The organism is Rhodococcus sp. BP-332 (assembly GCF_019836065.1).
Classification (GTDB): domain Bacteria; phylum Actinomycetota; class Actinomycetes; order Mycobacteriales; family Mycobacteriaceae; genus Rhodococcoides.
Genome location: NZ_JABUEC010000002.1, coordinates 772,809 through 793,791 on the forward strand (window position 1 = coordinate 772,809; position 20,983 = coordinate 793,791).

The window sequence follows — 20,983 nt, forward strand, 5'->3', positions numbered from 1 at the left end:
GATAGGTTCTGCTCGTGAAATCCGCAGCGATCAGTGCCGTCATCGGCGTCGTGCTGGGAGTGGCCGTGGTGTTCGGCGCCACTGCCGCCGCCTCGTCCAACACCCGCCCCGAGGTCGATCGTTCCGGTAACGCCGAGTCCTCCCTCCTCAACCAGGTCGAGTACGGCAGCCGCTGACGTCCGATGCTCCCGTCACCGCGCCCGTAGGGACCCGGTGGCGTTTCTTCTCCGCGGTCGGTGCGCTGGTCCTGGCGTTCCTGCAGGCTCCCGGCCTGACCGTCGCCGACACCAAGTACGACCTGACGCAGAACCCGCTGGGGTTCCTCTCGCGTGCGTCCCATCTGTGGACGTCCGACGCCACCTTCGGCCAGGTACAGAACCAGGCGTACGGCTACTTCTTCCCGCACGGGTCGTTCTTCGCCCTCGGTGACGTGCTGGGGCTGCCCGGGTGGGTGACGCAGCGCCTGTGGTGGGCGGTGCTGATCTTTCTCGGGTTCTGGGGTGTCCTGCGGTTGTGCGAGGCCCTCGGGGTCGGGAGCCGCGGGTCGCGGGTGGTGGGTGCGCTCGCGTTCGTCCTCGCTCCGCGGGTGATCACCACCCTGGGGTCGATCAGTTCCGAGTCACTGCCGATGATGCTGGCGCCATGGGTACTGATCCCCCTGGTCCGCGTCTTCTCCGGCCGCTCCGTGAGCATTCCGCGCGCCGCCGCGTGTTCGGCGCTGGCCGTCGCGGCGATGGGTGCCGTGAACGCTGTGGCGACGGCGGCAGCCACCCTCGTGGCGGTCGTGTGGTGGCTCGCGCACAGGCCGGACGCCCGGTGGCGCCGGTTCTCGCTGTGGTGGATCGGGTGTCTCGTCGCCGCGACGACGTGGTGGCTGGTTCCCCTCTTCATCCTGCGCGGCGTCAGTCCACCGTTCCTCGACTACATCGAGTCGGCCGGCACGACGACGCAGTGGGCCTCGCTGGTGGAGGTCCTGCGCGGCACGAGCAGCTGGACACCGTTCGTCTCGCCGGAACGCATCGCCGGCGCTGTGGTGGTGACACAACCCGCCGCGGTGATCGCCTCTGCCGTCGTGGCCGCGGCGGGAATGGCCGGGCTCTGCATGCGGTCGATGCCGGCACGCGGTCGGCTGACCCTGGTGCTGCTGATCGGGCTCGTGGGCATGACCGCCGGGTACGTCGGCGGACTGGCCTCCCCCGTCTCCGAGCAGGTGCGACTGTTCCTCGACACCTCCGGTGCGCCGCTGCGCAACATCCACAAGCTGGAACCGGTGATCCGACTGCCGTTGGCGCTGGGCCTCGCACAGTTGCTGGCGCAGGTGCCGCTGCCGGGTTCGGTGCCGTCGCCTCGCTGGCGTCGCGCGGCGTCGCACCCGGAACGGGAGCCCCTCGTCGCTTTCGCCGCACTCGTCCTGGTGGCACTCACCGTCTCGACCTCGCTGGCCTGGACCGGGCGGCTCGCGCCGCGGGGCGCGTACGAGGCCGTTCCGGCCGAATGGTCCGACGCGGCGGGCTGGTTGGCCGACCACGCGGGCACCGGAGCCGAGGGGTCCCGCGCGCTCGTCGTTCCCGGTGCGCCCCTGGCCGCTCAGCTGTGGGGGCTGACGCGGGACGAACCGTTGCAGGCGTTGGCGGCCTCGCCGTGGGCCGTCCGTGACGCGGTCCCGTTGGTGCCGCCCGGCGCGATCCGCGCCCTCGACTCGGTGCAGCGGCTTCTCGCGGACGGCAGACCGTCCGACGGGCTCGCCGACACGCTGGCATCGATGAACGTCCGCTACCTCGTGATGCGCAACGATCTCGACCCCGAGACGTCGCGTTCGACCCGGACCTCGCTGGCGCACCAGAGCATAGAGAACTCGCCCGGGCTCGAGCGGTTCGCGACCTTCGGCGACGACATCGGGCCCGGACGGGTGGACGGCATCGTCGCCGACTCCGACCTGCGCCCCACCTATCCCGCGATCGAGATCTTCGAGGCGACACCCGGCACCCCCGCCGTCGCCGGCCCGTACACGGTGGTGGCCGACGACGTGCCCCGAGTGCAGGGCGGGCCCGAGGTCCTCGCTCGCCTGAACGAGCACCGCGAGCGCGGCGGCCTGGACCCGACTCCGGCGGGACCGGTACTTCTCGACGGCGACGCCCGGGCCGCCGGGCTCACGGTCGACGACGTCCTGGTGACGGACACCCCGATGAACCGCGAGGTGGACTTCGGCTCCGTCGACGATCACAGCAGCGCCCTGCGCACACCCGACGATCCCCGTCGCACACTCAATCTCGTGCCCGACTATCCGGTCGACGGTGCGCCGCTGGTCGAGGGCGCGTGGTCCGGTGCCCGGGTGTCCGTCTCCTCCTCGGCATCGGACGCCACCCAGTTCGGCGGCGCCTCGCCCGGCAACGGTCCGGCGGCGGCCGTCGACGGCGACGCCGCGACGAGTTGGGTGAGCAACGGCCTCGAGAGCTCGGTCGGTCAGTGGATCCAGCTCGACCTCGATCGCCCGGTGCAGTCCGGCCTGCTCGACTTCCGCACCAGCCCCGGCGCTCTGGGGTCACCGGTGAAATGGGTCGAGATCGAGACGGACAACGGGACCGCAGCCGCACGCATCACCGAACCGGGCGATCCGGTGACCGTCTCACTGCCCGCCGGCACGACGACGCGGATCCGGGTGACAGCCACCGAGACCGAGAACGGTTCGGTCGGAGCACAGTTCGGCGTCAGCGACCTTCGCCTCACCGATTACACGGATCCCGATGTACCGACACCGGTGGTCGTCCGGCACCTCACGGAGATGCCGGCTCCGGCCGACGGCGTCACGGTGACGGGATGGAATCTGGCACAGGAGCTTCCGGGCCGGACAGGCTGCGTCGACACGCCCGATCGAGTGCGCTGCGCGGGTGGCGTGGCCGTCGAACCCGAGGAACTGGACAGTTTCCAGCGCACGCTCTCGGTTCCCAGTGGCACGGCGGTGACTCCCGAACTCTGGCTGCGCTCGCGTCAGTCGTCCGCGCTGGAGGATCTCCTGCAGGACGCCACACGTCCGCGGGCTCGGGGTGCGGCCGAGGCCACCGACGTCCGGGGGTCGACCTTCGCCCTCACGGACGGCGACGACCGCACGTCCTGGACCGCGAGTCAGGACTCGATCGAGGGCCGGGCCGGAACGTATCCCACCGTCACTCTCGAACTGCCGCAACCCGTTTCGGTCGACGGGCTCGACGTTGCCCAGAGCCTCGGCGCACTGCCGTCTCATCCGACCAAAATCGCCGTGAACCTCGGGACCGGCCCCCAGGTCCGCGACGTCGACGCGGACGGCGACACCAGAGTGTCCCTCGAACCGGCGGTGACCGACCGGATCACAGTCTCGCTGCTGGACTGGGACGACGTACTCGACCGCACGGCACTGGGATTCGACCAGGTACGGCCTCCCGGTCTGGCCGAGATCACGGTGCTCTCCGGATCCGGTACCGCGTCCGCGGGGGCGGCGTTCGATCCCGACCGCCCGATCGTGACGTCGTGCGCGACCGGCCCCACCCTGACCATCGCGGATCAGCTCGTCCGCACCGCCGTCTCGACGACGGCCGGGGCGTTGGCCACCGGCGCACCGATCCGTGCGTCTCTCTGCGAGGGCGATGTCCCCGTCGCGGCGAACGTCTCCAATCCTGTTCCGCTGCCCTCGGGTTCGCAGTCCGTGTCGGTGGACCCGGGCGACGCCTTCGTCGTCGACAGCGTCGTGCTGCGCACGGCACCACTCGCTGCGTTCCCGGGCGCCGGCCCCACGCCCGTGGCGGTCACCGCGGACGAGTGGACCGCCGACTCCCGCCGCGTCGTCGTGACCGGGTCCTCGACTCAGCGCATTCTCGTGGTGCCCGAGAGCACCAACCCGGGATGGGTGGCCACGCGCCCGGACGGAGAGGTGCTCGCCCCGGTGATCGTGAACGGGTGGCAGCAGGGGTGGATTCTCCCCGCCGGCCTCTCGGGCGAGGTGACCCTGACGTTCCCCGCCGACACCTGGTACCGCACGGCGATCGTCGCGGGCCTGGCGCTTCTCGCGGCTCTGGCCGTGATGACGATGCGGCGCCGCCCGTCGGACCCCGCGACGGCACCGACACCCACCTGGCGACCCGCCCTCGTCGGCCACGCGGGACTGTTCGCCGCCGTGTGGGTCATCGGTGGGCTCGCCGCACTCGGCTGGCTGGCGGTTCTCACCGTCGCGGTCGCCGCCGTCGACCATCGCTGGGGAGCCCGTGTCCGCGGTCGTGTGCTCGTCGCGATCGCGGGGCTCGGACTCAGTGTCGCCGGGGCGATGCTGTCGACCGGCCCCTGGCGTGATCCCGACGGGTACGTCGGCCACTCGGCCGTCATTCAGCTCGCAGCGCTGGCATCCGTCGGCGCCGTGGCGCTCGCGGCGCTTCCCTCGTTCGCCCGGATCCGGTCGGCCCTGCGCGCTTCCCGTCGACGCAGTGCGACACGGACCGGCTCCTCCACCAGCGCGTAGCTCGCCGCGGCGACCGGCAGCGTCAACACGACCGTGGCACCGGCGACGAGGAGGAACTGCCCGCCGAACGGGGACACCCCCAGCACGGGGAACACCACGGCCAGCACCGCGAGGTGCCAGATGAAGATGCCGTAGGACCACCGGCCGATCATCAGCGCGAACGGACCCGACAGCCACCGGGTACGGACACCCGTTCCGACGGCCAGGGGCGCGATGAGACAGAACGCGACGACGGCGCCCAAGGCCACCTTGACCGCGAACTGCCATGCCGCCGGCGTCGTGAGGTCCTGTGCGCCCGCGATCGGTGTCGACGACGCCGCGAAGGCCGCCGCCGCGATGCCGGTGAGCAACCATCGTCGGCTCGCGATCCGGACGACCAGCGGGACAGCGGGCAGGTCGGAGACCGGTCGGGACTGAGCGGGCAGGTCGGAGTCTGATCGGGTCTCGCGTATCGCCAGCTCGGCAGCAGCCTCGGCCACCACCATCCCGGCCGCGAACCACGCCAGGTAGCCGGGCAGCCAGTTCTCGATGTTCACGCCGTCCGCGGTGGAGATCGGGAGAAAGGTCCACCCGAGCGACAGGGCGGACACCCCGACCAGCACCGGCGTGCGCAGACGGGCTCGGGGTCCGCGGAGCGCGGCCATGGCAACCCCGATGAACGGGAGCAGCAGATAGAACGCCACCTCGACGGACAGCGACCACATCTGGGTCATGCCCTGCGTCAACGTCAACGGGACGAACACCTGCACGAGGGTCAGGTTGGCGATCCACACCCGGACGCCACCACCCGCACCCGGCAGCAGGGCCAGCACGACGACGACCACGAGCCAGTACGCGGGCAGGATGCGTGCCGCGCGGTGCACCAGATAGGTACGGGCGGACGGCCTCGGCCGCGAGCCGCGCGCGGCGGCCGCGTGGGGTCGCCACAGCAGGAACCCCGAGAGCGCGAAGAACACGGCCACCGCGAGATCGAGACGGCCGAGCAGCGGGCCCACGAGGGGTGTGCCCGTCGATCCCGTCTGGAACGCGACGTGGGTCAGCAGCACGCCGACGGCCGCGAGACCGCGCATCCCCTCGAGCGCGGGCACGAATCCGCCGATGCGCGGATCGACGCGGGCCTTCTCTGCAGTGGTCATCGTCAGGAGAGTCTGCCGCATCGCACCCGAACTCGGAGCGGCCCAATACGTTAGTGTTCGACCCATCACGGCCGGTATGCACTGACAAGTGCACATGCACAAAGGGGACCTCCAGTATGGCGAACAGATCCACACCGACGCGTGTGATCCCGCCGATCCTCATCGGGCTCGGAGCTTTCTTCCTGATCATCGCGATCCTGATCCCGCTGTACACGGTCGGGCGCCTCGAGAAGACGCCGCTGGACCTCGAGATCACCAGCGTGTCCACCGGCACCGGGTCGGTGCTCGATTCGCGTTCGCTCACAGCGGGTTCCGCCGTCGTGGATCAGAACGTCCCCCTGATCTCCCAGCGCTTCGTCACCACGGAGGAGCCGTCGAACTCCGACGTCATCACCGTGCAGGCCGGCTCGTCGCTGCGACGCACCGATCGACAGGGTGACACCGGTCTGCTCACCGCGACCGTCGACCGCGTGAGCCTGGACCGCGTGTCCTCCATGCCGGTCGACCCGGTCGGATCCATCCAGAGCCAGGCCGACAAGCCGGCCGAGGAAGTGCCGCACACCGGACTGCAGTACAAGTTCCCGTTCGACTCGCAGAAGCAGACCTACCCCTTCTTCGACACCGTGGCCCGCGAGAGCTACGACATGACCTTCGTCGAGGAGACGCAGATCGAGGGCGTCACGGTCTACCACTACACGCAGACCATCCCCGCGGTGGACCTGTCCGCCGTCGTCCCCTCGCCGGCCAACAAGCTCGCTCTCCCCGCGAGCACGTGGGGCGTCGACGGCGGCGCCACGCCGATCACGATGACGCGGTACTACGAGAACACCCGGGACATCTACGTCGAGCCCGTCACCGGCGTCATCGTCAAGGGCCAGGAGGACGTGCACCAGTACTACGCACGCCGCGCCGGGACTCCCGAGGTGGATGTGGTCAAGGCCGTCATCGGCTTCGACGACAACACCGTCACCTACCAGCTCGGTCGCGCACAGGACGGCAAGGACCAGATCGCCCTGATCGGCCGCACCGTGCCGATCGTCGCCGGCGTTCTGGGCGTCATCCTCCTGGCAGTCGGCATCGTGCTGCTCCTGCGCGGCGGCCGCACCACCCGCGGAACACGTCCGGTGGCCGACGGACCCACGACCGGACCTCGTACCTCCGGCGCCGGTTCACCCGCACCGGACCACGACTGGACGACGGACCGTACCGAGGAGATTCCCCGCACCAACCTCCGCAAGGACTGACGTCTCCGGCCTTCAGGTCACCGGAAGTAGCAGCGTCACTCCTGCAGACTCACCGAGGGCGTCCAGCGCGAGCTGGGCGTCCTCGAGTCGTCTGCGGCCTCCGATCATCGATTCCACGGCGGCGTGCGGGAGAGTGCGCAACAGTTCGGGGTACTCGTGGGCGGCCAGCCCGTGGCTGCCGAGCACGTCGATCTCTCGCGCGATCACCACGTCCATCGACACGTGCCCGCCGCCCGGAAGCAAACCCGATCTGCACGTGCCGACCGCGCCGTCGCAGACCCCGGATCGCCTCGTCCGCCAACCCGGCATGCCCGGAGCACTCCAGCGCGACGTGCATGTCGTCGACCGGCGTCTGCACCGTCCGAGCTGCTCCCAGTCGGCGCGCCAGGTCCAGCGCCGAGGTGGAGCGATCCACTGCCGTCACCTCCGCGCCGGCCCCGGACGCGATGATCACCGCGGACAGGCCGAGCCCACCGCACCCGTAGACGGCGACGCGCTCGCCTGCCACCACGCGGGCGCGGCGATGAACCGCCCGCCATGCGGTCGCGTACCGGCATCCCAGAGTGGCGGCCACGTCGAACGACACCTCGTCCGGCAACGCGATCAGGTTGGTCGAGGCATACCGGACGGCGACGAACTCGGCGTACGACCCGTCGTGTGTGAACCCGGGCTGTTCCTGACGGGGACACACCTGGTGGTCGCCGGCAGCGCACGTCGGACACGACCCACACGCACACACGAAGGGGGTGGTGACGCGACGACCGATCCAGTCGCGGTCGACGTCCGCACCCACGGCGACGACCGTTCCCGCGAACTCGTGGCCCGGAACGAACGGCAGTCGCACGTCCCCGTCGTGTCCCTGCCAGGCATGCCAGTCACTCCGGCACACCCCGGTGGCGGCCACCCGGATCACCGCACCGTCGGGAGCCGCGTCGGGACGGTCGATCTCCCGCACGGTTCCCGGTCGGCCGAACTCCTCGATCACCAGTGCACGCATGCACCGACACTACTGTCGAACGACCGGCCTCCGGCCTGCCCGCTACCCAGCTAGGCAGGCTCCGCCACCGTGTTGGTCACCGACCCGATGCGCTCGACCTCGAGGCGCACCACGTCGCCCGGCCGCACCCAGCGGTCGAGTTCCATCCCGCACCCCGACGGCAAGGTCCCCGAGGTCAGCAGCTCGCCGGGGCCGATGCTCTCGGACCTGCTGGCGTAGGCGAGTCCGTCCACCAGCGACCACCGGCCGCCTCGTGTCGACGTCTCCGACCACACCTCGCCGTTGACGGTGACGGTGCCGCGCAGATCGGTCAGGTGCGGCAGGACCTCGTCCGCGGTGACCACCTCGGCACTCATGGAACTCCCGAACGTCTTGGTCTTCACGACGGGCCCGAAGGGGCCGTTGCGCTGCTCGTCCCACTGCACGTCGCGCGCGCTGAAGTCGTTGAACACCACGAAGCCGCCGATCGCCGCTTCCGCTTCGACCGTCGAGGCGCTGACGACGGGCCGGACCACCAGGGCGCCGAACTCGAGTTCGAAGTCCAACAGCTCGGTGTACGCGGGCCACGACATGGGGTCGCCGTCGCCGACGACGGAGAGGTGATTGCCCGTGTAGTAGATCGGGTGCTCGACTGCCGCGGCGCCCGGCCGTAGAGGCGGGAACGGCTTCCGCGCGATCGCCTGGAACGCCTTCGCCAGTGGCACGACGGCGGGCAGGTTGCGCCGCACCATCTGCTCGGCCGCCTGGTGCCAGTGCTGGTCCCACCCCGCGAAGCATCGAAGCGATCGCGGCTCGAACGGCAGGGAGGCGAAGGACGTCGACGCAGTGGCGGTCCCGGCGGTAACGGCCCGGTCCACGAGATCGCGCGCCACGTCGCGAGCACGCTCACCGGCACCGAGGAACTCGACGATTCCGCTCGGAAGTTCCTCTCCACCAGCAGCTCTCAGACCGACCCACGTTCCCGTGGTCTCGTGCAGCACGTCGATCCCCGTCATGCCCCTACGCAGCCTCACGGACCCACCCCCCGGATTCGGTCATCCACCGATCCAAGCACACGGACACGCCCGAGCGCGCTGGTCGAGACCACAACAGATGCGACCGCAGCGCATGCCGCGGCCACGACGACGAGCTCGGTCGCGCTGTCGACGATCGTCAGCACGAGGACGGCCTCGACCAGCAGCACGGTCCACGCCGCCAGCGCCGAGCGCGTGTCGCCGCGGGCCACGGCCGCCAGGAGACCGCACTGCACCACGGCCAACAGCGCGCCCTGCGCGGCGAACAGCCACAGCAGGTACTGCACCGGCGCGTAGTCCGCGCCCATCACCAGCGGAACGATCGGCCCGACGATCGCGGCACCCACCACCACGACGGATCCGACGCCGAGCAGCACCAGCAGGGCGGTGCGGACCGCCGACGCCGACCGACGCGGATCCGCCATCCTCGGGTACAGCACCACGCCGACCGACTGCGGGAGCCAGAAGGCGGCCTTCGCGGCGACGGCGCCGAGCGCGTAGACACCCGCGGCCTCCGGGTCGAGGACGCGTCGGGCGAGCAGGAGGTCGACCGAGGACAACGCGACGATCACGAGTTGGACCTGCGATGCGGCCAGCACGTCACGCCAGGTCCCGGCCGCGGCGTGCCGGTCGTGCTCGTCCGTCTGCTCGGCGCGGTCGACGACGATGCGCGCGGCCAGCGCCATGACCGCGGTCCCCACCGCACCGGCGACCAGGGCTGGTCCCACACCTCCGCCCAGCACCAGGGCGGTCACGGCGGGCGCCACCTTCGCCAGGCCGCTCGCCGCGAGCACACCGCCGAGGGCACCGAAGCGCGAGTCTCCCTGCAACAGGCCCTGTTCCGTGGCCAGCAGCACGAGGAACGGCGCCGTCACGACGGCCGCCGCCGTGGTCACGACGTCGGTGTGGAGCAGAGCCGCCACGACGGGAGTCGCGACGACGGCGAGACCGGCGACGACCACGGCGTACAGGTGTCCGAGCCTGCGGGAGGCAGCCACCGAACGACCGCGCACCCGGTCACGCGCCACGACGGTCTGCAACGCCAGCGCCGGCACCGCGAGTACCAGCTGGGCGGCGAGCAGCGACGCGAAGACCCCGTAGCCCTGCGGCCCGAGCACACGCCCGGCCGGGAGGTGCAGCAGATACGAGGCGATGTTCGCCGCCATCGACCCCGCCGTCACGATGCTCACCCCGGCCACCACGGTGGAGGTGCGCGCAGGGATCATGCCCTCATGATCGCAGGGTCGAGCAGGACAGCCGGGGCGTGGTCCCTCGCCTGGTCCGTCGTGCTCACCCTTGTCGTCCTCGGCCCGCTCCTGCGTGTGTTGCTTCCGGGTGGCGGCCACCTACTGCTGCGTGACGCGGTGTCGACGCCCCGGTCGTATCTCACCGACTCGGCCTTGGGCCTGTCCGACTCGGCCGCTCGGGCGGTTCCCCAGGACGCCGTCGTCGCGGTCGCCACCACGGTCGTCGACGGCGGTGTACTGGTCGTCGGACTGCTCGCTCTCGCTCTGATCGCCGCCGGGTGGGGCGCCGCGCAGATGACGGCGCGGGTGCTCGGCGGCGCCTCGACCGGCCCACGTCTGGTGGCCGCCACGGTGGCCGTGTGGAACCCCTATGTGGCCGAACGTCTGCTGCAGGGACACTGGAGCCTGCTCGTCGGCTACGCGGCTCTCCCCTGGACGGTCGTCGCGACCATGACGCTCCGCGACCGCGGTGACCTGCGGTCCGCTGCGCCCCTCGTGCTGTGTCTCGGCATCGCCGGGCTGACCCCGACGGGCGTGCTGCTCTGCGCTGTTCTCGCCGTGGTGGTCCTGGCCGCACCGGGAGGGGCACGCCGCGTACGGCGGCTCGTCGTCGTGGCTGTCACCACGGTGATCGTGTCGCTGCCCTGGCTGGTGGCCACCGCCGTGTCCGGGGCCGGCACCGGCGCCGATCCGGCGGGTGTCGCGGCCTTCGCGGCGCGGGCCGAGCCCGGACTCGGGACGATCGGAGCGCTCGCCGGTCTGGGCGGCATCTGGAACTCCGATGCGGTTCCCGGCAGCCGAACCAGCCTGTTCGCCGTCGTCGGCACCGCCGTGCTGCTCGGCCTGGCCGCCGCCGGACTCCCTCGTATGCGCCGGACCGCGTCGCCCGTGGTCGCGGCGCTCCTGCTCACCGGCGCCGTGTCCGTGGTGCTCGTCGCCCTCGCCGCCACCCCGATCGGGTTCGACGTCGGCCGATGGGCCGCCGAGTCGGTACCCGGTGCCGGGCTGTTCCGGGACGGTCAGAAATGGGTCGCCCTGTGGATGCCGGCACTCGCCCTGAGTGCAGGCGCCGCGGTCGATCGACCCGGTCGCAGCGGGACACGTCCCCGGCTCGCAGCCGTGTCCGCCGTCGCCGCGCTGCTCGTCGTCCTGCCCGATCTGGCATGGGGGGTGCACGGCGCGCTGCGTCCGGTCGACTACCCCGCCGGGTGGTCCTCGGTGATCGACGGTGTCGGACCGTCCGACGCTCTCGTGGCCGTCCTGCCGACAGGTACCTTCCGCCGGTTCGACTGGTCGGGCGAGGCACCGGTCCTCGATCCCGCTCCGAGGCTGCTGGACGCCGACGTGCTCGGCACCGGAGATCTCCCGGTGGGCGGGACGGTCGTCCGGGGAGAGAACACCGTCGCGGGGCGAGTCGAAGGCCTGCTCCTGGCCGGTGCCCCGGCGAGCGACCTCGCCGCACTCGGAGTCGGGTGGATCCTGGTCGAGAGGTCGGCGGGCGAGAGCGGGAACTCCGCACGCACCCTCGCGGGCCTGGAACCCGTGTACGCGGACACCGATCTCACGCTGTACTCACTCGCTGATCCGACACCTCGTCCACGCTCGGATCGTCTACCGGCGATCGTCGCTCATCTGCTGTGGGCGGCCGCCGTCCTGATCGCGGCGTTCGTCACCGTCACGAGAGCGCGTCGCACCCAGACTCGCTGATTCCGGACCGACCGGCCTCCGGCCTTCCCGCGACCAGCCCGGACACCGCTCGGCCGTGTACCCGCTCGCGCAGCACCGACTCCACCGCTCGCGCGCACCACGTCCACGAGAACTCCCGGGTCCGCAGCCGCGCCTTCTCCCCGAGCTGCCGACGGAGATCACCGTCGTCCAGCAGGGTCCGCACCGCGTCGGTCAGTTCGTCGACGTCGGAGTCGCGGCTGAGCCACTCGTCGCCCACCAGGACGCCGGTGACGCCGTCCACCACGGAATCGGTCAGCCCCCGAGAATGCCGGTAGCCGACGGTGGGGACACCGTGCTGAGCTGCCTCGACGACGGCGAGTCCCCACCCCTCCTTCCGGGACGGGAGCACGTGGATCCACGACTGCGACAGGATCTCGTGCTTACGGGTCTCGGACACGTGACCGTGGAAGGTCACGGCGTCGGCCACGCCACGCGCGCGGGCGTGGTCGCGCAGGTTGTCGTCCCACCACCCACCGCCGATGACGTCGAGACGCAGGGCGGGCGTCGCATCGCGCAGCGCGGCGACGACGTCGATCGCGTCCTCGATCTGCTTGTGCGGGACGAGCCGGGACAGGACGGCCAGCGTCGGGGCGTCCGCACGCGTGTCCGGATAGCCCACCGTGACGGAACCGGGAATGTCGTCGACACCGTTGCGGACGACGGCCACCCTCTCGCGGTCCACGCCGAGGGCGATCAGCTCGTCCGCCGAGGGAAGCGACACCGTCAGGTACTGCGAGCGTCGATGGACCCGCGGCGACAGCCTGGACTCGATCCACCATCCCAGCCGCGCCATGACCGCACCGGCCACCGGCCATTGTTCGCGGTGACAATGGTGGACCAGCACGGTGACGGGAGCCGCCGTCACGAGTCGCGCGAAGAACGGGATGCCGTTCTGCGTGTCGATCACCGCGTCGGGCTTCAGACCCGCCAGGGGACCGAAGCCGAGCCGCCCGGCGAGGAGCGCTCCGAGCGCTCGCGGGTAGACCGTCAGGCGCCCGCCGCCGCGGCTGATGCGTACACCGTCGATCGTGTCCGACGCTGGTGCGCCGGGGTAGCCGGCCGTGCGCAGGGTGACCTTGATGCCCTGCGACGCCAGCCCTGCGCCCACGTGCTCGAGGTAGCGCTCGCTACCACCGCCCTGTGGATGGCCACTGTCACGCCAACAGAGCAGCAGCACCTCACGTAACTCGGTCATCTGCTGTCACCCCCGTGACGGTTCTCGGTTCTTCGACGTAGTCAAGTATGCCGTCGTCCCGCCGCACGATCACATCGGAGAGGCTCTACAGTCTCCACTCGTGCCCTCGTCTCCCGTCACCGCCGGACTCGCTCGACGGGCCACCCTTCGACGGTCACTCTCGCTCGTGTCGGACTTCCGGTTCGAGCAGTCCGATCCCGCGCGCTTCTACGGGGCGCTGGCTCGCGACACAGCGATGCTGATCGACGACCTGTGGACCGGGGCCACCGGAACGACTCTCGACGGACTGACGGTGCTCGACGTCGGCGGCGGACCCGGCTACTTCGCCGACGCCTTCGCGGACGCGGGTGCCCACTACGTCTCCGTGGAACCGGACGCCTCGGAGATGCACGCCGCGGGGCTCGACGCCCGCGGGTCCGTCCGAGGATCCGGTACCGCGCTGCCCGTCCGCTCGGACAGCGTCGACATCTGCCTCTCCTCCAACGTCGCGGAGCATGTCCGCCACCCGTGGATCATGGCCGAGGAGATGCTGCGCGTGACGCGGCCCGGCGGACTGGTGGTGTTGTCCTACACGATGTGGTGGGGCCCGTTCGGCGGGCACGAGACCGGACCGTGGCACGTGTTCGGCGGCGAGCGCGCCGCTCGCCGCTACGCGCGCGTGCACGGCGCCGAACCGAAGAACCGCTTCGGAGAGTCGCTGTTCCCGATCCGCGCCTCGCACGGATTGCGCTGGGCTGCAGAGACTTCGGGCGGCGAACTCCTCGCGGCCTTCCCGCGGTACCACCCGCGCTGGGCGTGGTGGTGTGTCCGCGTCCCCGGATTTCGCGAGCTGGCGGTGAGCAACCTCGTGGTCGTGCTCCGCGCGCACTCCGCCGCCGACCGCGGACTCGGGACCACGCTCGCCCGTTAGGGTGGCGTGAATGACGACGACCGAGAGAACATCGCTCGCACTCGACATCGGTGGCACCAAGTTCACCGCCGCGGTGGTGGGTGCCGACGGACGACCGCAGGACCCCGTCGTCGTTCCGACCCCCACCGAGAACGTCTGGGCGGCGTGCGAGGAGCTTCTCCTCTCGGTGGTGTCCGCGGCAGGGGTCGAGTTCCAGGACATCGGGGCCGTCGGTATCGCCTCGGCCGGGCCCGTCGACACCGTTGCCGGCACCGTGGCGCCGATCAACATCGCGGAGTGGTACGAGGGCTTCGGGCTCGTGGAAGCCGTCCGCGGCGTGGTTCCGAACGCCGCCGTGACCCTGGCACTCGACGGTGCGTGCGCGGCCCTGGCCGAGCATCGTTTCGGGGCCGCCCGCCACGTGCAGAACGTGCTGGGCATGGTGGTGTCGACCGGCATCGGCGGCGGCCTGGTCCTGGGCGGCGAGATCGTTCGCGGCCACAGCGGCAACGCCGGGCACGTGGGACACATCGTCGTCCCCGGATCCATCGAACCCTGCACCTGCGGCGGGGTCGGCTGTGTCGAGACGGTCGCCAGCGGCCCGAACGCGGTCCGTTGGGCCCGCGAGAACGGCTGGGATGGTGCCACCGGCATCGACCTCGCCGAGTCGGCCCGCGCCGCCGACCCGGTGGCGGTCGCCGCCCTCCAGCGGGCCGGCGTGGCGCTGGGACAGGCGATCGCGTCCGCCGCGGCGCTGCTCGACATCGAGACGGCCGTCCTCGGCGGTGGCTTCAGCGCGGCCGGCCCGGCGCTGTGGAACCCCATCCGCGAGACCGTCGCGTTGCACGCCCGGCTCGGCTTCCTCGAGTCGTTCACGGTGGTCCCCGCTGCCCTCGGGGCCGTCGGGACTCTCACAGGAGCGGCCGCACTGGTCACCCCGAGACAGCACTGACGCCCGCCCCCGTGATCGGGAGCGGGCGTCAGTGGTGGTGGATCAGGAGTTCAGGCGCTGCTTGAGAGCGTCGAACTCGTCCTGGATGCCGGTGGGGAGCTTCTCGCCGACGAAGTCGAACCATTCCTCGATGAGCGGGATCTCCTTCTTCCACTCGTCGACGTTCACCGCGAGCGCCTCGGCCACATCGGCCGTGGCGACGTCGAGTCCGTCGATGTCGAGCGCGTCGGCCGTGGGCACCACACCGATGGGCGTGTCGACACCGGCGGCCTTGTGCTCGATGCGCTCGACGATCCACTTCAGCACGCGGGAGTTCTCACCGAATCCGGGCCACAGGAAGCGCTTGTCGTCGCCGCGGCGGAACCAGTTGACGTAGAACACCTTCGGGAGCTTGGACTCGTCGGCGTTCTTGCCGAGGTCGATCCAGTGCTGGAAGTAGTCGCCGACGTTGTATCCGAGGAACGGCAGCATCGCCATCGGGTCGCGGCGGATGGTGCCGACGGTTCCCTCGGCCGCTGCTGTCTGCTCGGAACCGACGGTGGCGCCCATGAACACGCCGTGCTGCCAGTCGCGAGCCTCGGTGACCAGAGGAACGGTGGTCTTGCGACGGCCACCGAAGAGGATCGCCGAGATCGGCACACCCTGCGGGTCGTCCCACTCGGGCGCCATGGACGGGCACTGGGACATCGGCACGCAGTAGCGCGAGTTGGGGTGCGCCGCATTGCTGTCCGAGTCCGGCGTCCAGTCCTTGCCGGTCCAGTCGATCAGGTGCCGGGGGTCACCCTCGAGGCCCTCCCACCAGACGTCGCCGTCGTCGGTCTGCGCGACGTTGGTGAAGACGGCGTTGCCCTGATCGATGGTGCGCATCGCGTTGGGGTTCGAGTCCCAGTTGGTACCGGGCGCGACACCGAAGAAGCCGAACTCCGGGTTGACCGCGTACAGCCGGCCGTCCTTGCCGAAGCGCATCCACGCGATGTCGTCACCGATGGTCTCGGCGCGCCAGCCCGGAATGGTCGGCTGGATCATCGCGAGGTTGGTCTTGCCACAGGCGGACGGGAACGCCGCGGCGATGTAGTACGCCTTGTCCTCCGGCGAGATGAGCTTGAGGATCAGCATGTGCTCGGCCAGCCAGCCCTCGTCGTGGGCCATGGCCGACGCGATACGCAGCGAGTAGCACTTCTTGCCCAGCAGCGCGTTGCCGCCGTAGCCGGAGCCGTAGCTCCAGATCTCGCGATCCTCGGGGAAGTGCGAGATGTACTTGGTGTCGTTGCACGGCCACGGGACGTCCTGCTGACCCTCGTCGAGCGGGGCTCCGAGCGAGTGCAGAGCCTTGACGAAGAAGCCGTCGTCCCCGAGCTTCTCGAGCACCTTCGCACCCATGCGCGTCATGACGCGCATGGAGACGACGACGTACTCGGAGTCGGTGATCTCTACACCCAGCTTGGGGTCGTCGGCCTCGAGCGGGCCCATGCAGAACGGGATGACGTACATGGTGCGACCGCGCATGCATCCGCGGTAGAGATCGCGCATCGTGCCGCGCATCTCCTCCGGGTCCATCCAGTTGTTGGTGGGACCGGCGTCGATCTCCCGAGTGGAGCAGATGTAGGTCCGCGACTCGACGCGCGCCACGTCGGACGGGTCGGAGTTGCCCAGGAACGAGTTGGGCTTCTTCTCGGCGTTCAGCCGAGTGAACGTCCCCGCGTCGACCAACTGGTCGGTGAGGCGGTTCCACTCCTCGTCCGAACCGTCGGCGAAGACGATCCGGTCGGGCTGGGTCAGCTCGGCCACGTCACGTACCCAGGCCAGCAGGCCTGCATGCGTCGTGGGCGGCGTGCCGTCGGTTCCGTTGAGACCCGGAATGGTCGCGGTCATCTTGTCTCCTGGGGTGGTGCAGGAACGTGTGGCCGTCACCGCCTCGGTCCGTCGATCGGCGCCGAACCGAAGTGCGTGAGCGAACCATGGGTTCCCAGTGGGCGGGGTAGTCCCGTGACCTTCGATCGACAGATCGCAGGGCCCCGAGTGTCCTGGACCTAGAGGTTAACGCTGTGAAGAACGGCCAGGGCACTCGGGGCATGTCCGTTCCGTCACAAAACCGATTCAGTGACCTGGCCGTAAAGCGCACTATGTCAGGACATTTGGTGTCTATCGCGTCACAGCGAGCCGCGCTCGGACGCACGCCAGACGGCGTCGGGACCGTCCGCGAGGTCGGTGGAGGACACCCACACGGTGTAGTCGCCGTCGGCCTCGAAGACCGTCGCACGGTCGACGTCGCCGTCACCGTCGAGATCGCTGAGAACCGTCATCTCCGTCGCACTCCGATGGAATGCCGACGCGTGGACGTCGGACAGACCTCCGTGCAACACCGCCGTGTCGGCGGTGCCGTCCCCGTCGAGATCGAGGGCGGGGTCGAACCCGTCGTCCGCGACACCCGGCCCGTCCGGGTCGAACGATCCCGACCACTCGGCCATCTCAGTCCCCCGTGTTCCTCGCTGTCGTTCCCACCTCGTGCTTGGACGCATCCAGCGAAGAGACGGTTCCCCGCCGCCCGAAAGTGAGGGCGACGCGGTCCAGCACGTCGAGATCCCGTTGATAGGCGGCCGCCCGCGAGGCAGCTCGGGACGTGATGTCTCGGATCTCGCCGTCGATCTCCGCGATCAGCGCGTTCCGCCGGGCGGAGGCGTCTCTGACCTGCGCCGACAGTCTCGCGGTCAGCCACGAGTCGGCGATCACGAGACGGGACGCGGTGTCCCGTTCCCAGCCGGAGGCGGCATCGGCCACCACGTCCGCAGCCCATCGGCGCAGGCGCGCGCGGCGCGTCGAGAGCAGCCTCGTCCGCACCACCGCGGCGGCCATCATCGCGGCGCAGAGCACGGTCACGAACCCGGCCGACGCGCCGCCGAGGGAGGCCGCCCACACCGCCACCCGCCCCACGCCGGCACCCGCCGAGGCACCGACGACACCCGCCACCACCTCGTCGACTCCCCACCCGGCCGACGGGGGCGGTTGGTGGGTCGTCGATGCGCGTTCGACCGGGGGTGCGGAGTCCACGGCGCCGACCGCGGCCAGCGCGGTGGTCACCTCGTCCGCGAGCCGACCCGTCGCCGCATCGATCTCCGCGGCGACCACGGACGGAAGGCGTCGGAGGTCGGCGAAGCTCGCGTCCCCGACGGCGGCGGCGACCCGCGCGCCCGTCTCCCGCCGATGCACGCCGACCCGGTGGGCGAGATCGAGGCGCAGCTCGGCCGTCGACCGCCGGAGGAGCAGTCCGTCGTCCGTCGCGATCGACGCGGCCCGGCGCCGGCGTTCCCGCGCGTCGGCGAGGTCCGCGCTGCCCGTGTCGCGTCGGGCCGCCGCTGTCAGTGCCGTGCGGGCCTCGGCCAGCGCACGGTCCACCGCCGTCCGCTCCGCCTCTGCCGGGTCCACCCGGTCCGCTGCCCGAGCGAGCGCGTCCAGGATTGCATCGTCGTCGGGACCGCACACCACCACCGCGTCGGCGCGCGGGACCGACGCCGCCCATCGGGCGAGGACGCGCCGCGCGTCGTCCGGTCCGGCGGCGATCCGGAGCACCACCGGAAGATCGGCCGGGATCGACCGCGCCGCCCGGACGAGGGCACCGCCCGGCGGCAGGGCGGGATCCACCAGGACGAGCACGGCCGAGGCCGCGCAGACGGGACGGACGGACCATCCCGCGGAGGTCACCACCGCACCGACCGCCTCCTGGTCGAGACCCGGTGCCGCGAGAACGGCGACGGTGCGCGCCGGTGCGGGTCCTCGCCCCAGCCGACTCAGGGAGTCGGGACTCCACGTCCGCACCACTCGGGCCGCGTCGGCGGGCAGGTCGAGACTCACGCGCGTGCACCGCTCCGGACGTGAGCCACCTCGGGGGCGCGCAGAAACGTCTCGATCGACGACCTTCCGAGCGCACTCCGAGCGGCCACCGTCTCGACCGCGGCGAGCAGGGCGATGTCGCGGCACCTCGCCGCGCGCGACACCGCCGTCGCCCAGGCACGGGTGAGCGTGTCGACGTCGTCCACGCCGATCACGGGCATCCCGGCCGGCAGCACCGCGGCGACGGCGTCCGCGTCGATCGGGAGGTCGGTGCGCCCGAGGACCACGAGGGTGTCACCGCCGGGCCGTGCCGCCACCACCTCGAGGTCCGCGGCGCTCACGGTCCGAGCGACGACGAGCGCGAGAACGTCGTGGTCCAGGACGGGAGGAGGAAGGTCGGGGGCGTCCACCCCGTGCACCTCGGCCGCCTCGGGAAGGACCAGCGCCGTGACGACGCGGGACTTGCCCGCACCGGGGCGTCCCGCGACGGCGAGACGCACCGGGGAACGCCATCGCTCGATCACCGCCCGCAGAGCGGCGTCGTCGACGCTGCGTTCCAGCTCGGTCACCGCGCGGTGCAGCGCGCTCGACTCGGTCCCCGGCATCCGTGATCCCCCGATTCTGCAGATGCGACGGGGCGATTCTCACACGCCGATCCCGGTGTCGGTAGGCCAGAGTCTCGACCTGAAGTCGAGACCCTGCTGTCACGAAATGCGTCCATGGGAGACAATGACAGGATGACCGACCCCCGTGCCGTGGACGCAGCGCCCGAGAACGGCCTGTCCGACGGTGCCGACGAGAGCCGGTCCGGCGGTTCCCGGCTGTATCCCCGGGTGACCAGTTTCCGATCCCGACGCGGCGCGCTCACCGAACCGCAGCAGGCCTCGTGGGACCGGATGTGGCCCGGCATCGGCCGCGAGGTGGCCGACGAGCCGCTCGACGCCGCGTCGTGGTTCGGCCGGACCGCCCCGGTGGTTCTCGAGATCGGCTCCGGGACCGGCACCGCCGCGCTCGCGATGGCGGCCGCCGAACCGCACGTGAACCTCGTCGCCGTCGAGGTCTACCGACCGGGAATTGCGCAGACGGTCCAGGGGATCGAGCGAGAAGGTCTCTCCAACCTGCGCATTCTGCGGGGCGACGCTGCCGACGTGCTCGAGAACATGGTCGCTCCCGGCTCGCTCGCCGGCGTCCGAGTCTTCTTCCCCGACCCCTGGCCCAAGGCCCGGCACCACAAGCGCCGACTGCTGAAGGCCGCCACATTCGCCCTGGTGGCGGACCGTCTCGAGCCCGGCGGCATTCTCCACGTCGCCACCGACCACGCCGACTACGCGGAGTGGATCGAGGAGGTCGGTGACGCGGAGCCCGCTCTGACGCGGCTGCCGTTCGATGCCGAACGACGTACCGTCGAGGGGTCCTCCCTGTCCGTCGACCGTCCGGTGACGAAGTTCGAGGGCAAGGCCCAGCAGGTCGGCAGGCCGACGAGCGAGTTCGTCTGGGGCAGGCCATCCACCGGAGCGACCGACGTCGCTGCGGCGACGATCACGCGACGAGAGAGCGAGAACCCACTCCGATGAGCGTGGACGAACAGAACACGGACACGGCCGTGCTCGACGGCGCCGGTGATTCTCGCCATACCAAGAAGGTCCTGCTCGTCTGGGACGCGCCCAATCTGGACATGGGCCTCGGCGCCATCCTGGGCGGACGACCCACCGCCGCCTACCGCCCGCGCTTCGATGCGCTGGGCCGATGGCTGCTCGGCCGCACCGCCCAGCTCTCCGCGCACCAGACCGCGAGCCTCGAACCCGAGGCCACGGTCTTCACGAACATCGCCCAGGGCAGCGCCGACGTCGTTCGTCCCTGGGTCGAGGCCTTGCGTAACGTGGGCTTCGCGGTCTTCGCCAAGCCGAAGATCGACGAGGACAGCGACGTCGACTCCGACATGCTCGATCACATCGAGCTCCGCTCACGGGACCACGGTCTCGCGGGAGTGGTGGTCGCGTCCGCGGACGGCCAGGCCTTCCGGCTCCCACTCGAAGCCATCGCGGCGACGGGTGTGCCCGTTCAGATCCTCGGGTTCCGTGAACACGCCAGTTGGGCCGTCACGTCGGAGACTCTCGAGTTCCTGGATCTCGAGGACATCCCCGGTGTGTTCCGCGAACCACTGCCGCGGGTCAGCCTCGAGTCCCTTCCGGACGAGGGCGCCTGGCTGCAGCCGTTCCGTCCGCTGTCCGCCCTGCTCGTCGGGCGTCAAGGAGTGTCCTGAGTGTT

General features: G+C 70.8%; 16 protein-coding genes and 1 pseudogene. 8 read left to right on the plus strand and 9 right to left on the minus strand.

Annotation, left to right across the window (positions count from 1 at the left end; translation table 11 throughout):
* The first annotated feature begins 14 nt into the window (after positions 1–14).
* Both HQ314_RS09355 and HQ314_RS21715 read left to right on the plus strand, forming a co-directional pair.
* Positions 15–176 carry a DUF2613 domain-containing protein gene (locus HQ314_RS09355; RefSeq protein WP_285186808.1) on the plus strand — a complete coding sequence of 54 codons (162 nt, stop codon included), beginning with the start codon at positions 15–17 and terminating at the stop codon, positions 174–176.
* The gene (locus HQ314_RS21715; protein ID WP_222650081.1) at positions 173–4,486 is read left to right on the plus strand and encodes an alpha-(1->3)-arabinofuranosyltransferase; all 4,314 of its coding nucleotides are present in this window, start codon (positions 173–175) and stop codon (positions 4,484–4,486) included. Before HQ314_RS09355 ends, HQ314_RS21715 begins: the two co-directional genes overlap by 4 nt.
* Positions 4,487–4,503: 17 nt before the next feature.
* Here the strand turns inward: HQ314_RS21715 and HQ314_RS09365 are convergent.
* Positions 4,504–5,718: pseudogene (locus HQ314_RS09365) on the minus strand (acyltransferase family protein); the annotation flags it as partial.
* Positions 5,719–5,738: 20 nt separating this feature from the next.
* Between HQ314_RS09365 and HQ314_RS09370 the strand changes: the two are divergent.
* Positions 5,739–6,866 (plus strand): DUF3068 domain-containing protein, encoded by a 1,128-nt coding sequence (locus tag HQ314_RS09370; protein WP_222649880.1) that lies wholly within the window; start codon positions 5,739–5,741, stop codon positions 6,864–6,866.
* 49 nt (positions 6,867–6,915) lie between these two features.
* Here HQ314_RS09370 and HQ314_RS09375 read toward each other — a convergent pair whose 3' ends face one another.
* Genes HQ314_RS09375 through HQ314_RS09385 form a run of 3 tightly spaced genes read right to left on the minus strand, consistent with a single transcriptional unit; the run spans position 6,916 to position 10,102 of the window.
* The gene (locus HQ314_RS09375; RefSeq protein ID WP_261781501.1) at positions 6,916–7,863 is read right to left on the minus strand and encodes an alcohol dehydrogenase catalytic domain-containing protein; all 948 of its coding nucleotides are present in this window, start codon (positions 7,861–7,863) and stop codon (positions 6,916–6,918) included.
* Positions 7,864–7,913: 50 nt separating this feature from the next.
* Positions 7,914–8,876 (minus strand): fumarylacetoacetate hydrolase family protein, encoded by a 963-nt coding sequence (locus tag HQ314_RS09380; RefSeq protein WP_222649881.1) that lies wholly within the window; start codon positions 8,874–8,876, stop codon positions 7,914–7,916.
* Positions 8,873–10,102, minus strand: a complete 1,230-nt coding sequence (locus tag HQ314_RS09385) for a polysaccharide biosynthesis protein (protein WP_222649882.1) — start codon at positions 10,100–10,102, stop codon at positions 8,873–8,875. The genes HQ314_RS09380 and HQ314_RS09385 overlap by 4 nt, the downstream gene beginning before the upstream one ends.
* A gap of 6 nt (positions 10,103–10,108) precedes the next feature.
* On the opposite strand from HQ314_RS09385, the gene HQ314_RS09390 reads away from it, so the two are divergent.
* Positions 10,109–11,830, plus strand: coding sequence for a hypothetical protein (locus HQ314_RS09390; protein WP_222649883.1), 1,722 nt, complete (start codon positions 10,109–10,111; stop codon positions 11,828–11,830).
* On the opposite strand, the gene HQ314_RS09395 is transcribed toward HQ314_RS09390, so the two are convergent.
* The gene (locus HQ314_RS09395) at positions 11,799–13,046 is read right to left on the minus strand and encodes a glycosyltransferase family 4 protein (RefSeq protein ID WP_222649884.1); all 1,248 of its coding nucleotides are present in this window, start codon (positions 13,044–13,046) and stop codon (positions 11,799–11,801) included. The genes HQ314_RS09390 and HQ314_RS09395 overlap by 32 nt on opposite strands.
* Positions 13,047–13,146: 100 nt before the next feature.
* Here HQ314_RS09395 and HQ314_RS09400 point away from each other — a divergent pair, with 100 nt between their 5' ends.
* A complete protein-coding gene (locus tag HQ314_RS09400) occupies positions 13,147–13,956 on the plus strand; it encodes a class I SAM-dependent methyltransferase (RefSeq protein ID WP_051613440.1) in 810 nt (269 codons plus the stop codon).
* A 10-nt stretch (positions 13,957–13,966) separates the two neighbouring features.
* A complete protein-coding gene (locus HQ314_RS09405; RefSeq protein ID WP_222649885.1) occupies positions 13,967–14,887 on the plus strand; it encodes an ROK family protein in 921 nt (306 codons plus the stop codon).
* A 42-nt stretch (positions 14,888–14,929) separates the two neighbouring features.
* Here HQ314_RS09405 and HQ314_RS09410 read toward each other — a convergent pair whose 3' ends face one another.
* The 4 genes from HQ314_RS09410 to HQ314_RS09425 all read right to left on the minus strand — a co-directional run bounded on the left by HQ314_RS09410 (position 14,930) and on the right by HQ314_RS09425 (position 19,320).
* Entirely contained in the window at positions 14,930–16,759 is a 1,830-nt protein-coding gene (locus HQ314_RS09410; RefSeq protein ID WP_222649886.1) for a phosphoenolpyruvate carboxykinase (GTP), read from the minus strand.
* Between the two features lie 278 nt (positions 16,760–17,037).
* Positions 17,038–17,355, minus strand: coding sequence for a DUF6802 family protein (locus HQ314_RS09415; RefSeq protein ID WP_051613439.1), 318 nt, complete (start codon positions 17,353–17,355; stop codon positions 17,038–17,040).
* Position 17,356: 1 nt separating this feature from the next.
* Positions 17,357–18,736, minus strand: a complete 1,380-nt coding sequence (locus HQ314_RS09420; RefSeq protein ID WP_222649887.1) for a hypothetical protein — start codon at positions 18,734–18,736, stop codon at positions 17,357–17,359.
* Positions 18,733–19,320 carry a hypothetical protein gene (locus HQ314_RS09425; RefSeq protein ID WP_027506177.1) on the minus strand — a complete coding sequence of 196 codons (588 nt, stop codon included), beginning with the start codon at positions 19,318–19,320 and terminating at the stop codon, positions 18,733–18,735. Before HQ314_RS09425 ends, HQ314_RS09420 begins: the two co-directional genes overlap by 4 nt.
* A 132-nt stretch (positions 19,321–19,452) precedes the next feature.
* Between HQ314_RS09425 and trmB the strand changes: the two genes are divergently transcribed.
* The gene (gene trmB, locus HQ314_RS09430; RefSeq protein ID WP_231476385.1) at positions 19,453–20,289 is read left to right on the plus strand and encodes a tRNA (guanosine(46)-N7)-methyltransferase TrmB; all 837 of its coding nucleotides are present in this window, start codon (positions 19,453–19,455) and stop codon (positions 20,287–20,289) included.
* Positions 20,286–20,978, plus strand: coding sequence for an NYN domain-containing protein (locus HQ314_RS09435; RefSeq protein WP_027506176.1), 693 nt, complete (start codon positions 20,286–20,288; stop codon positions 20,976–20,978). Before trmB ends, HQ314_RS09435 begins: the two co-directional genes overlap by 4 nt.
* The last annotated feature ends 5 nt before the right edge of the window (positions 20,979–20,983 follow it).

Bases quoted from the DNA above. Each gene is read 5' to 3' on its own strand.
- HQ314_RS09410 (WP_222649886.1), bottom strand. From the start codon at position 16,759: ATGACCGCGACCATTCCGGGTCTCAACGGAACCGACGGCACGCCGCCC.
- HQ314_RS09405 (WP_222649885.1), top strand. From the start codon at position 13,967: ATGACGACGACCGAGAGAACATCGCTCGCACTCGACATCGGTGGCACC.
- HQ314_RS09375 (WP_261781501.1), bottom strand. From the start codon at position 7,863: ATGCGTGCACTGGTGATCGAGGAGTTCGGCCGACCGGGAACCGTGCGG.
- HQ314_RS09395 (WP_222649884.1), bottom strand. From the start codon at position 13,046: ATGACCGAGTTACGTGAGGTGCTGCTGCTCTGTTGGCGTGACAGTGGC.
- HQ314_RS09370 (WP_222649880.1), top strand. From the start codon at position 5,739: ATGGCGAACAGATCCACACCGACGCGTGTGATCCCGCCGATCCTCATC.
- HQ314_RS09435 (WP_027506176.1), top strand. From the start codon at position 20,286: ATGAGCGTGGACGAACAGAACACGGACACGGCCGTGCTCGACGGCGCC.
- HQ314_RS09425 (WP_027506177.1), bottom strand. From the start codon at position 19,320: ATGCCGGGGACCGAGTCGAGCGCGCTGCACCGCGCGGTGACCGAGCTG.
- HQ314_RS09415 (WP_051613439.1), bottom strand. From the start codon at position 17,355: ATGGCCGAGTGGTCGGGATCGTTCGACCCGGACGGGCCGGGTGTCGCG.
- HQ314_RS09385 (WP_222649882.1), bottom strand. From the start codon at position 10,102: ATGATCCCTGCGCGCACCTCCACCGTGGTGGCCGGGGTGAGCATCGTG.
- HQ314_RS09390 (WP_222649883.1), top strand. From the start codon at position 10,109: ATGATCGCAGGGTCGAGCAGGACAGCCGGGGCGTGGTCCCTCGCCTGG.
- trmB (WP_231476385.1), top strand. From the start codon at position 19,453: ATGACCGACCCCCGTGCCGTGGACGCAGCGCCCGAGAACGGCCTGTCC.